The 12,042-nt window shown below is 70.6% G+C and carries 11 protein-coding genes; 7 read left to right on the top strand and 4 right to left on the bottom strand.

Annotated elements, in window-relative coordinates:
* The first annotated feature begins 25 nt into the window (after positions 1-25).
* From VA596_RS13200 to VA596_RS13180, 5 genes are all read left to right on the top strand, one after another.
* Positions 26-748 (top strand): GntR family transcriptional regulator, encoded by a 723-nt coding sequence (locus tag VA596_RS13200; protein ID WP_323326694.1) that lies wholly within the window; start codon positions 26-28, stop codon positions 746-748.
* A 635-nt stretch (positions 749-1,383) separates the two neighbouring features.
* Complete coding sequence (locus tag VA596_RS13195) at positions 1,384-3,357, top strand: hypothetical protein (RefSeq protein ID WP_323326693.1); 1,974 nt, start codon at positions 1,384-1,386, stop codon at positions 3,355-3,357.
* Positions 3,358-3,359: 2 nt separating this feature from the next.
* Positions 3,360-4,928 carry a hypothetical protein gene (locus VA596_RS13190; protein WP_323326691.1) on the top strand — a complete coding sequence of 523 codons (1,569 nt, stop codon included), beginning with the start codon at positions 3,360-3,362 and terminating at the stop codon, positions 4,926-4,928.
* Positions 4,929-4,953: 25 nt separating this feature from the next.
* Positions 4,954-5,757: a hypothetical protein gene (locus VA596_RS13185; protein ID WP_323326689.1), complete on the top strand. Its 804-nt coding sequence runs from the start codon at positions 4,954-4,956 to the stop codon at positions 5,755-5,757.
* 88 nt (positions 5,758-5,845) lie between these two features.
* On the top strand, positions 5,846-6,079 hold the full coding sequence (locus tag VA596_RS13180; RefSeq protein ID WP_323326688.1) for a hypothetical protein: 234 nt from the start codon (positions 5,846-5,848) through the stop codon (positions 6,077-6,079).
* Between the two features lies 1 nt (position 6,080).
* Here VA596_RS13180 and VA596_RS13175 read toward each other — a convergent pair whose 3' ends face one another.
* The 4 genes from VA596_RS13175 to VA596_RS13160 all read right to left on the bottom strand — a co-directional run bounded on the left by VA596_RS13175 (position 6,081) and on the right by VA596_RS13160 (position 9,375).
* Positions 6,081-7,394, bottom strand: a complete 1,314-nt coding sequence (locus VA596_RS13175) for a DUF4474 domain-containing protein (protein ID WP_323326686.1) — start codon at positions 7,392-7,394, stop codon at positions 6,081-6,083.
* Entirely contained in the window at positions 7,391-7,699 is a 309-nt protein-coding gene (locus VA596_RS13170) for a hypothetical protein (RefSeq protein WP_323326684.1), read from the bottom strand. Before VA596_RS13170 ends, VA596_RS13175 begins: the two co-directional genes overlap by 4 nt.
* A 109-nt stretch (positions 7,700-7,808) precedes the next feature.
* Positions 7,809-8,642 carry an oxidoreductase gene (locus tag VA596_RS13165; RefSeq protein WP_323326682.1) on the bottom strand — a complete coding sequence of 278 codons (834 nt, stop codon included), beginning with the start codon at positions 8,640-8,642 and terminating at the stop codon, positions 7,809-7,811.
* Between the two features lie 115 nt (positions 8,643-8,757).
* Positions 8,758-9,375, bottom strand: coding sequence for a TetR/AcrR family transcriptional regulator (locus VA596_RS13160; RefSeq protein ID WP_323326680.1), 618 nt, complete (start codon positions 9,373-9,375; stop codon positions 8,758-8,760).
* Positions 9,376-9,491: 116 nt separating this feature from the next.
* Between VA596_RS13160 and VA596_RS13155 the strand changes: the two genes are divergently transcribed.
* Together VA596_RS13155 and VA596_RS13150 are read left to right on the top strand one after the other, a co-directional pair.
* Positions 9,492-11,045 (top strand): acyl-CoA synthetase, encoded by a 1,554-nt coding sequence (locus tag VA596_RS13155; protein WP_323326679.1) that lies wholly within the window; start codon positions 9,492-9,494, stop codon positions 11,043-11,045.
* Entirely contained in the window at positions 11,042-12,034 is a 993-nt protein-coding gene (locus VA596_RS13150) for an LLM class flavin-dependent oxidoreductase (protein ID WP_323326677.1), read from the top strand. The genes VA596_RS13155 and VA596_RS13150 overlap by 4 nt, the downstream gene beginning before the upstream one ends.
* Positions 12,035-12,042: the final 8 nt, after the last annotated feature.

Here is a 12,042-nt window from a genome sequence, read left to right as displayed (position 1 = left end):
TGCGGTGGCTACTAGGCTGGCGGTCATGACGGGCGAAGTACTGAAGGGCACCGACACGCTGGCCGACCGCGTGTACCGCGCGATCCGCGACGCGATCACCACCGGCGAGCTCCGCCCGGGCCAGAAGGTCACCGAACGCGGGCTGGCCGAACGGCTGTCGGTCAGCCCGACACCGGTGCGCGAGGCCATCCGGCGCCTGGAACAGGACGGGCTCCTCGAACGCACCGGGCCCCGGACGGTCAAGGTGGCGGAGTTCGGCGACGTCGCGATCCAGGACCTCGCCGAAGTCGAGGTGGCCCTGCGCGGCATGGTGGCCCGCTTCGCCGCCCGGCACGCAACCCCCGCGCAGCTCGACCAGCTCGACGCCGTCCTCGACGAAGCCGACGACCTGCTCATCCTCGTCAAGCAGCGCCACCAAGCGGGGCAGGAGGTCTCACGGCACCTGGACCGGCTGCTCGACGCGATGCAGCGCTTCAACGGGGTCGTCGAGTCCTGCGCCGGCAACCCGGTCCTGGTGCGCCTGCTGGACCAGACACGGGTGTTTTCGGCGCCGGAGCGGCGTACCCGACTGGTGGAGCTGATCAGCCTGGACGACCGGTTCGGCATGGAGCGCTACGCGATCCACCGCGCGCTGGTCCGAGCTTTGCGGGCGGGCGATTCGGCGGCGGCCGAGGCGCTGGTGCTGGAAGACGCGCGCGGCGGTCTTGGTGACCTGCTCGCGGGTACAACGGGCGCCGCGCAAGCCTGAACTCAGCCGCCCAGCCCCAACCGGGAGCGGACAGCATCACGTGGGTTTGCGGATCAAGCCGGTGTGGCCCGCGAGTGCGAGGGTCGCGAGGCCCCACACCGCCGCCTGCACGAGCCAAACCGCGACGGTGAACCACCGCCCCGCGGTGGCGGCCGTATCGAGGTCGCACCGGGAGCGAATTCCCGTGGGCGAGAACGGCAGGCCACGATCGAGACCGACTCCGACCAGTTCGACTGTGGCGCACGCAGTGCCCGACGGCGCGGCGAAAGTCGCGGTCTGTTCGGCAGCTCGATGGCCATCGCCAGTGGAGACATGTCCGGCCCAGAGGCCTAGAGCTCCGGCAGTGGTCAACGCCAGCAGCAGGGCCGCAGCCGTCCGGCGTGCCCGGTATCCGTATCCGGCGAAGGCGCCCCATGCGAGGTGGAACAATCGCGAGGGCCAGGGACCTAACGCCGAACGACTCCGGCGGTCGCCGTCCAGGCCGCCGGCGGCGCCGGCCGCGACGAGCTGCAGCAGGTCGCCGACGTCGCCCTGCGGAAATGGCCGCCCGCCTGGCACACCGGGCCCCGCCGCCGTTCGAGCGCGGATTCGGCGTTTGCTCGTTTTCGGCGGGCGGCACCTCCTACGCTCACTGTGTGGACGGCATCGACAGTCTCCGGCACGCCATCGAGACGATCCCCATTCCCGGCGCCCCGCCCCGGCTGTCCCGGCAGGGCGCGGCCGTCGGGCTCGCCCTCCTGGACACCTCGCTGCGGCTCAACCACGTGCGCCGGCTGACCGAACGGCTGACCGTCGTCGAGCACGGGACGGCGCGGCGCAGCACCGAGGTCGACGTCAGCCTCAAGCTCCTCGACGAGGGTCAGCGCCAGGCCACCGCGCAGCTGCAGGACCTCATCGGCCAGGAACACGGCGAACGAGCCGCGTCGCGACCGGCGCGGCAGCGTTCGCTGTGGGTGCCGCTGGCCCGCCTGCCGCGCCGCGACGTCTCCCCCATCGACGTGTTCGACAGCTCCGGCCAGAAACTGCCGCGGCTCACCCAGCACGAGGCGTCCCGGCTGGTCGCCTCCGGGCTCTACCGGCTGCTGCGCGGGATCCTCGCCAGCGACGAGAACGCGCAGACCGCCAAGCACGAGCTGAACACCTTCCTGTTCCAGGTGCACGAACCGCGCTGGCTCATCCAGCAGGCGCTGCTGACGCTGCTCACCGAGCGGAACCACCCGGAGGAGGAGTTCGCGCTGGCGCCGGCCGGCGGCACGGTCGCCGGGTACGGCCGGCAGTGCCGGGACCTGGCGCTGGACATCCTGGCCGGCTGTTCCGAGCTGCTGGTCGAGTACGCGTACCTGCTGAACGTCGCGGTCCGCGACTACATGCTGGTGGTGGCCCTGGACGACTCGGTCGAGGAACACCGGCTCAGCTACGAGACCCCGCTGCACGTCGACGCGCGCCAGCCCGTGGCCAAGGAGCAGTGGCGGCGGCTGGCCTCCAGCCGCCGCGGGTACGTCGTGACCTACGAGACCATGATCCCGGCGACGCTGAAGTCCTACCACCTGGTCGCCCGGACCGCGCCCGAGGCCGAGATCTCCCGGATGTACCTGTCCACCGACGCCGACCGGCACCAGGTGGACGGCCTGACCGAGGACCTCGTCTCGCTGGCCGAGCGGCAGGACGCCGCCCCGCTGCAGGAGGCCGACGGCGCCCGGCACAAGATCCTGGAGCTGCAGGCGCAGAGCGTGCTGCGGCGGCTGGCGGACCTGGTGCGCCGCCGCAAGTGGGAGGCCGGCCAGTCCGGTGTGGAGCTCTCCCCGCGCAGCCTGCCGGCCTGTCACCGGCTCGCCGCCGCGGCCACCACGGGCGAGGCGGTGCGGACGGACTCGGGCGAGCTGGACAACTCCCTGCGGCGGCACCCGGAGTTCACCGCCGCGAACCTGCGCGAGGCCGCGCGGGAGCTGACCGAGCGGGAGTTCGGGCAGGACCTGGTGCTCGTCAACGGCATCGCCGACAACGAGGCGCGGGCGTACTGGCGCCGCTCCGGCGGCCGGGACTCGCGGGGCGACCACGTCCGGGTGCGCGCGACGCTCGTGCTCAAGGACTCCACGAAGTCCGGCCCGCTCAACGTGACGTTCTACGCGCTGGCCGTCGCGGCGGTCTCGTTCGTGCTCGGCTGGCTGCTGGTGGGCAGCCCCTGGTTCTACGGCCGGACCGCCACCCAGGAGCTCGGCCACATCGGCGACGGCCAGTCCGTGATCACGATGCTGCTGCTGTTGCCGGGTTTCCTCTACAGCCGCCTGTCGCTGCCGCCGCGCCGGACCGTCCTCGGGTACCTCGGCACGCTGCCGCAGGCCCTCGTGCAGCTGAGCATCGCGGCCATCGCCGGGTTCGCCGCCGCCGTCGCGACGCAGAGCCGGGGCGAGGTCGTGCAGGTCACGCTCACGATCGCCGTCGGGGTGCCGGTGCTCGCCGCGCTCGTGCTGTTCAGCCAGGCTTCATGGCGGGAGTCGGCGATCCCGTTGTCCCGCATCGGGGCGCCGCGGTGGGCGGGCACCGGTGCCTGGGACCGCCGCAAGCCGCTGGACGCCGACGTCCGGTTCGACTCGTCCGGGGGGTGGTGAAGATGCGCGGCCAGCGGATCTCCGTGCGCAACGTCGCCGACCTGGCCCGGGCCGGTTTCGAGATCGCGCGGCAGCCGGTGACCAAAGTGGACTTCGAGGTGCACCACGCGATGGCCCGGCACGGGTACCTGCGCGACCTGGTGGCCGCGGAATCAGACAGCACGGTCTTCCTGGAGACGCTGTGCTCGGCGACGAACGGCGCCGGCGTCGTGATCGGCACCCGCACCCGGAAACCCCTGGACGGCACGGAAGTCGTCGAGCGGGTCGAGGGCCAGCAGCCGGCCGAACGCCCGCAGCAGCACGCGGGCGCCTGGACGTTCCACCAGACGACCTCCCCCAACCCGACGTTCATCTACGAGTCCGCGCAGACCTTCGAGGGCCTGATCGCGATCGACCCGGGCGCGCGCGAGGTGTGCGAGTGGCACGGCCTGGCCCTGCGCGACCTGGTGAAGGAGATCTCCGACGCCGCGTCCGCGCTCATCGACGCGCCGCTGCTGTCGTTGCAGAGCCCGGCCCAGCTGCCGACGATCGTCAAGACCCGCAACCACGATCTCCGCACCCGCAAGGAGGTCGCGCCCCCGTGCGCGTCGCTCGCGGTCCGGTTCTCGATCGCGGTGCGGGACGTGTCCGCGGCCGTGCGGTTCGAGCTGGCCGACCGGTTCCGGGAGCTGTGCGAGAAGCACCGGTACAGCTTCTGGCTCGCCGACACGCGCCCGGGCCACCGGCAGGGCAACTGGTTCGAGGTCTACCACGCCGACGGCGAGTTTTCCCCGCTGTACAAGGGAGATCTCCGGTCCCGCCAGCGGATCGGCACCTGCCTGCCGGTGACCTTCGTCGGGCCGGCGCGGATCGGCTCCACGCACGCGATCGCGTCCTTCCTGCAGCGCTACCCGCAGGTGGGGGTGGTCGGCTGCGCGGGCACGACGTTGTCGGACGTCGCATTCGTCCACCTGCAGCTTTCGATCCACGGGGTGGCCGCCGACCGGCTGAACCGGATCCTGGGCAAGCTCCTCGGCGAGGCCTCGACCGCGGCCCGGCCGTACAAGCTGCTGCGCGAGCTGTTCAAGCGGCTCGGCCTGCCGCCCGACCCCGACGGGCCCGCCTCGTCCGCGCCGGACCCGACGAGCGACTACCAGACCTTCGCCGGCCCCGCGTTCGCCTACCGCCCGTTCCAGATGCCCGAAAGCATGGCGGTGTGGGTCTCGTGGGAGATCGCCCGCCAGCACGAGGGTCTCGCCGCCCCGCTCGACTGCCTGTACCGCGCGCTGGCCCAGGTCGCGCCCCGGGTTTCGCCGGACCACCCGGCGTCCGCGGGCGACCTGGCCACCGTCGAGTACCTCATCTGCCGTGCCACCGAGCAGTCGGTGATCCGGGGCAAGGCGAAGCTCGCCGTGCCGAAGACGGTGCTGCGCCAGTTCTCCTCGGGCGGCGTCGAACCGCCGGCGGCCAAGCTGTGCGCGTCCCTGGAGGAGGCGTGGAAGGCCCACGTGGACCAGTCCGGTGTGGACGGAGTGAGCGAGCTGACGGTGGCCTGGCGCGAATCCTGGCTCGGCCACTGGACCTATTCCTGAACCGGAACCGAGGTGAGGAGACGCGATGACGGACGAGGACGAGCTGCCGCCGTACCGCGCGGTCCTGGTCGTGGACGCCAAGGAGTTCGGCGGGCACTCCGACCGCGGGCAGGCGGTGCTCGCCGACGCCATCCCCGACGTGCTGGCCCTCGCCTTCGAACGCTCGGGTCTCGCCCACGTCTGGCGCGAGGCGTTCTTCCCGCACGGCACCGGTGACGGGTTCGGCCTCGGCTTCGACACCCGCCACCTGCCCGCGGTCGTGATGCGGTTCTTCGACACCCTCCAGCAGGTGCTGGCCGAGCGGGACGCCCGGTTCCGCGGCGGCGGCCGTCGCGTCCGGTTGCGGCTGCGTGCGAGCCTGAACGTCGGGCCGGTGCTGGATCCCGGGCCCGGCACCGGCTCGGCGGCCGCGATCGGCGGCGCGGTGATCACGACGCACCGGCTGCTCGACGCGCCCGAGGTGCGTGACCTGCTGACCCGTTCGGACCCCGCGCAGACCTTCCTGGCGGTGGTGTTGTCCCAGCGGGTGTTCGAGGACGTCCTCCTGACCGAATACGCCCGGCTGCCGCCGTCGTTGCTGGTGGCCCGGCGGGCCGGGGTGAAGGAGTTCACGGGCACGGTCCACCTCTACGTCCCCCGGCCCAGCGGCGACCTCCTGACCCACGGCTTCGGCACCGACGCGCCGCCGGAGCCGCCCAGGAAGCCGGAGACCGCGCACCCGGCCGGGGTCACCAACGTCATCACCGGCGGCGACTTCGGCACCGCCATCCAGGTGGGCCACCTGCACGGCGGGCTCCGGCACCACCCCGGCGGGAGGGAAAACCCGTAGAGAGCCACGTTTCCCGGTGCGGTTCACGGCCGCGCGGCGGTGCGTCGGGTCGCGCCTGTTTCCCGGCGTTTCCGCCTAGAGTGGGGTCATGACCGAGTCGGAGGAGCTGGCCCGCGCGCTGCGGGCCACGGCCAGGAACGCCGCCACCACGGCACTGCGCGCAGGGCTGGAGGAGATCGACGCGCGGCACGGCGCGCGGGTCGCCGACGAGGTGGCCGCCCTGATCGATGTCGCCGGGGTGTACGCCGGGCTCGCCGACCGCGAGGTCCCGGCGCACGGGAGCGACGACGAGCCGTGGGAGTACCGGCCGCTGACGTCGTAGGTCACTTCCGCCAGTCGTAGCTGAGGACCGGCGGGTCGTCGGAAACCTTGGTGACACTCAGGTTTTCCTCGGGGTGTGCGGCCGCGTACCGGGTCATCTCGTCGTACATCCGGTCGCGCATGCCGACGTCGCGCACCTCGATCGTGGCCCGCTGGCCCAGGTTCCCGGAGTCCACGCTCGGGTCGTTGCGGATCGCCAGGTTCCAGAAGTGCTTCTTGTCGGTGCCGTCGGCGCCCTGGCCGTCGTTGGTGAAGTAGACCTCCCCGCTCGTCTTGTCGTAGATCTGCTGGGTCACCTTGATCTGGTCGTCGCCCTGCGCGGCGGAGAAGTAGCCGGAGTCGTCGCCGGCTTCGCTGGTGTAGAAACCGACTTCGCCGCCGTATGCCTGGCCGAACCCGTAGCTGCCCTTCCACAGTTCCAGCCGGTACTGCTTCCCGGTCTTCGGGTCGGTGAACTCCATGTTGTCGCCGCCGTCGCTGGTGTGGTCGAGGTGCGCGCCGATGACCGGTTCCAGCTTGTCGTAGAGGTCGTGCCAGCCGAGGTAGCTCTGCACCGAGTGCTCGCCGGTCGTGTAGAAACCGCCGTCCTCGACGTACTTGAAGCCGAAGTAGTCGTAGATCTTCTGCGCGACTTCGGGGTTCTGCATGATCTTGTCCCAGTCGCCGTGCAGCAGCGCCCAGTCGAGTTCGGGGTGCTTCGCGATCAGCGCGGCGAGGCCCGGGATCTCCTTGAGGATGATCGCGCCGATCTCCGCGAGGTTCCGCTTTTCCGAACCCGCCAGCTCCCAGACCGAGCCGGTTTTGGTGCGCAGCTTCAGGCCTTCGGCGAGCAGGACGGCGTCGTAGGTGGTGACCACCCGCTGCAGGTCGGCCAGCAGGATCAGCGCCTTGGCCTTGACGAGCTTGTCCTCCGCCCAGGCCAGCACGATGTTGCCCCCGCCGTGCCCGTGGTCGTTCCACACGCCGTCGAGCTTCGTCTGCAGGGCCTTCGCCTCTGCGCGCTTGTTCCGGCCCTCCTGCTGGGCGTGCGCCAGCGCGTCACGGACCACCTCGAACGACCGCGCCGACTCTTCGAGGTCCTCGGCCTGCTCGTCGCGGTTCTTCTTGAAGTCCTCCAGCGAAGCCAGCGCCCGTTCGCCGGCTCCGCCGTGCCAGCCTTCACTCAGCTCGACGCGGACACTCTCCAGCAGGGACTTGGCGTCCTTGACCGCTTCCTTCGTGGTCCGGCAGGCCCGGGCCCGGTCGTCCAGCTCGGTGGGGCTGCCCTTGTCGAGCTGGTCGGCGAGCTCGTAGATCTTGTCGAACACCGCCGTCACCGATCGATCTTCGCGAAGCCGCTGTCCAGCGATTTGAGGAAGGTGTCACGGGCTTCGTCGTCGGTCGCGTCGTAGCTCTTCGCGGCGAGCTTGATGCTTTCGACCAGGGCCTCGACCTGCTGCTGCGCGGCCTCGAGGTCTTCCTTCCGGGTCAGGAGCCAGACTTCGTAGTCGCCCGCGTAGCCGGCGGCCCGGTCCGTGCCCCCGACGTTCGGCGACCCGCCGGCGGAGAGCGACGGCGGCGTCCCGGTGCCGAGCTTGGCCGCCGCCTTGCTGATGTTCTCGACCTCGACCTCGAAACCCACTGAGCTTCCTCCCGCACGACGAGCTGAGTGACACTCGATCCGCGAAATGTAACAGCCGGATCGGTACGGAACGTCCGTTTCGGGAGAACGCGCGGACCGGCCGTCCGGTTTAGCTTGGGAAGTCGGCGGACGCGCTGACCGAGGCCCACTTCTCGGTCTCGGCACTGCGCTGCGCGGCCGACTCCAGCGCGCTCCGGACGGCGTCGGCGCCCAGCACCAGCCGGCGCGGCAGCTCGTCCGACGCAAGCACGTCCAGGATCACCCGCGCGGCACGGTCCGGGTCGCCGGGCTGGACGCCGTCGTTCGCGACGCGGTAGCGGTTGATCGCGCCGACGGTCTCCTCGTAGTCCGGGCCGGCCGGGTGCAGGGTCATCGACGAGCCCTGCCAGTCGGTGCGGAACGCCCCCGGTTCGACGATGACGACCCGCACCCCGAACGGCGCGACCTCGCTCGCCAGGACCTCGGAAAAGCCCTCCACCGCGAACTTCGCGGTCTGGTAGGCACCCATGCCCGGGGTGCCGCCGACGCGGCCGCCGATCGAGGAGAACTGCAGGAACACACCCGACCGCTGCCGCCGCAGCACCGGCAGCGCCGCCCGGGTCACGTTCACCACCCCGAACAGGTTCGTCTCGATCTGCGCGCGGAAGTCGTCCTCGGCCATCTCCTCGATCGGCGCGCTGTTCGCGTAGCCGGCGTTGTTCACCACGACGTCCAGCCGCCCGAAAGCCGTCACGGCCACCTCGACCGCGGCCCGCGCCGCGGCCGGATCGGTGACGTCGAGCGCCACCGCGCGCACCCGGTCACCGAACCGGTTCACGAGGTCCTGGAGCTGCTCCGGACGCCTGGCCGTCGCAACGACCTGGTCCCCGGTCGCGGCGGCCGCCTCGGCGAGGCTGCGTCCGAACCCGCGTGACGCCCCGGTGATCAGCCACGTCTTGCTCATCTGCCCACTCCTTCTCGGTAACTGCCACAGCCTTGTGACAGTTACTACGCGGACAGGCACCGGTTTAGTCCCGCGCACGCTGTGACGGCGAGCACGGGAAAGGGTGGAGCGGGTGTCAGGCGACGAGGCGTGGGAACAGCTCGCGGATCCCGCGCCGGAGGTCGTCCAGTGCGCCTTCCGTGCCGACCAGGTGGCGCAGCAGGGCTTGCTGGAACAGGCCGTCGAACAGGGCGTACGCCTCGGACGGGGAGCACGTCGGCTCGGCGCCGGCCAGGTCGGCGTAGCCGCGGACGTTGCGCCAGATCATGTCCTGCAGGCTGTCGTCGATCTCGGCGACGTCGTCGCGGAACGCGGCCTCGAACAGCGATTGGGTGCGCAGGTCGTACCAGAGCCGGTGCATCAGCGGGGCGTCACCGAGGGCGGCGGCCAGCCCGTCCGCGCACGCGGTGGCGAGTTCGCCGGCCGTCGCCGCCTCGCCGACGCCACCCTCGTAGCGCTGCACGCAGGCGGCCTTGTAACGCCGCACGCAGTAGGTGATCAGCTCGACCTTGTCGGCGAAGTAGTAGTGCAGCAACCCGTGCGAGAACTTGGTGTGCTCCGCGATCGTCCGCAGGCTGGTGCGGGCGTACCCGAGGTCGGCGAGCGCGAGGAGAGCCGCGTCGGCGAGTTCCCGACGGCGCTCCTCGAACTTGTCGACGCGGGTCCCGCGCCTCACGGCGGCTGCGCTGGTCACCGGCCGAAGATACCATCGAGCGACTCTCTGACCAATCGTCCAAGAAAATCTTGACATTCGTCCAAACGGCGGTCAAGGTCGTGTCCAGCGACCGACGCAGCTCGGGAGGGACGACGATGTCTCTGTACTTCTACCTGGAAAAAGGCGCCTCTCTGAACCCGGACGCGCCCTGCCTGACCCTCGACGGGAACTCCGTCTCCTACGGCCAAGTGGCCGAGCTGGCCGGGGCCGTCGCCCGCGCGCTGCGGCACTCCGGCGTGCGACCCGGGGACAAGGTCGGCATCCTCTCGGCCAACGACCCGACCGCCTTCACGTGCGTCTTCGGCATCGCCCGCGCGGGTGCGGTCTGGTGCCCGATCAACCCGCGCAACGCGGCCGGCGAGAACGCCGAGCTCCTGGACCTGTTCGACTGCACCACGTTGCTCTTCCAGCCGGGCTTCGAGGACCTCGTCCGCGAGATCGTCCCCCGGCTGCCGAAGCTGACCACCCTGGTCCGCCTCGGCGACGGCGACGACTTCGCCCCCGGCTTCGGCGACTGGCTCGACGCCGCCCGCGACGATCCGCCGGCCGAAGCGCCGCAGCCTGACGACGTCGTCGCGCTGGTCGGCACCGGCGGCACCACGGGCCGCCCCAAGGGCGTCATGCTCACCGACCGCAACCTCGAGGTCATGTCGGCGATCACGCTGATGAGCTACCCCTTCGACGGGCGGCCGGTGTACCTGGCACTGGCCCCGCTGACGCACGCCGCCGGTGTCCTGTGCTTCCCGATCCTCGCCCGCGGCGGCGAGGTCGTGATCATGGCCAAGCCCGACGTCGGCCGGTTCCTGGAGCTGGTCGAGCGCCACCGGGTCACGCACACGTTCCTGCCCCCGACGCTGATCTACATGGTGCTCGGCCACGAGGCGCTCGATCGCACGGACCTGTCGTCCCTGCAGTGCTTCTGGTACGGCGCGGCGCCGATGTCGACGACCCGGCTGACCGAAGCCCTCGAGCGCATCGGGCCGATGGCCCAGCTCTTCGGCCAGTCCGAAGCGCCGATGATGATCTCGACGATGGCGCCCGCCGAGCACCGCCACCCCGACGGCACCGTCCACACGGGACGGTTGTCGTCCGCCGGACGGCCTTCGCCCTTGGTCACCGTCGCGATCCTCGATGCCGATGGACGGCCTGTGCCGCAAGGCGAACGCGGGGAGATCTGTGTGCGCGGCTCGCTCGTGATGGCCGGGTACTACCGCAACCCGGAGGCCACGGCGGAGTCGTCGGCCCACGGCTGGCACCACACCGGCGACATCGGGTTCCTCGACGGCGAGGGCTACCTGCACATCGTCGACCGCGCCAAGGACATGGTCATCACCGGCGGGTTCAACGTCTACTCCGCGGAGGTCGAACAGGCCGTGATGGCCCACGACGCCGTCCGCGACTGCGCCGTGATCGGGCTGCCCGACGACAAGTGGGGCGAACGCGTCACCGCCGTCGTCCAGCTCCAGCCCGGTTCCGAGCTCGACCCGGGCGAGCTGATCGCGTTCGTCAAGGCCCGCATCGGCAGCGTCAAGGCGCCGAAGCAGATCGAGATCTGGCCGGAGCTGCCGCGCTCCACTGTCGGCAAGGTCCTGAAGGCCGACATCCGCTCCACGTTCACGCAGAACAGCAAGGAGGCTGTCCGACCATGAAACTCGCGCTCTACCTGCCGAACTTCCGGGACAAAGTGACCGTGCGGGAACTCGAGGACCTCACCGCCCTCGCCGAGGACCTCGACTTCGACTCCGTCTGGACGCTCGACCGGATCATCGTGCCGGAGGCCTCCGACCGCGGGGAGATGCAGTACCCCTTCGGGATGCTGGACGAAATGGGCAAGCAGCTCCCGGTGAGCTCCCGGGGCGAGTTCCTGCAGGGCATGCCGCTGCTCCCCTGGCTCGCCGCGAAGACGTCGAAGGTCCGGATCGGCATGAGCATCATCGACACGCCGTACCGGTCCCCCGGCGTGCTCGCCGCGGAGCTGGCCACCATCGACCACCTCTCGGGCGGGCGGCTCAACGTCGCCGTCGGCTCCGGCTGGATGCCGGAGGAGTTCGCCGCCGCCAGCGCCACGCACATCTTTCCCAAGCGGCACAAGCACGTCCGCGAAACCCTGGAGATCATGCAGGGCATCTGGACCAACGAGGTCTTCGAGTACCACGGCGAGTTCGCCGACTTCGAGCCGGCCGGGTTCGGGGCCAAGCCGGTGCAGAAGCCGCACCCGCCGATCTTCTTCAGCGGCCTCAAGGATCCGAAGCGCTCGGCGAGCCGCATCGCCAAGTACAACCTGTCGGGCTGGATCGGGATCCAGGACTCACCCGAGGACATCCAGCGGTGGCGCACCGAGATCCAGCGTGAGCTCGACGAACTCGACACCCAGCGGTCCGTCGACGACCTCGAGATCTCCAGCATGATCTGGTTCGTCATCACCGACCAGGACATGGACCAGACCCCGCGGGGCAAGGGCACCAACCTGCTCGTGGGGTCGGCGGCGCAGATCACCGACCAGCTCAAGCGCTACAAGGAAGCCGGGCTGACGATGCCCTTCCTGTGGCCGCCGTTCCAGGACGTGCCGGTGGCGAAGACGCTCGACGACCTGAAGCGGCTCAAGGAAGAAATCCTGCCCAAGATCGACGCGATGTGAGAGGAACA

Origin of the sequence: Amycolatopsis heterodermiae, assembly GCF_034929455.1 — a bacterium.
GTDB classification, from domain to species: Bacteria; Actinomycetota; Actinomycetes; order Mycobacteriales; family Pseudonocardiaceae; genus Amycolatopsis; species Amycolatopsis heterodermiae.
Note: the sequence above shows the minus strand (reverse complement) of the source record. Positions and strands in the feature narration are given on the sequence as shown.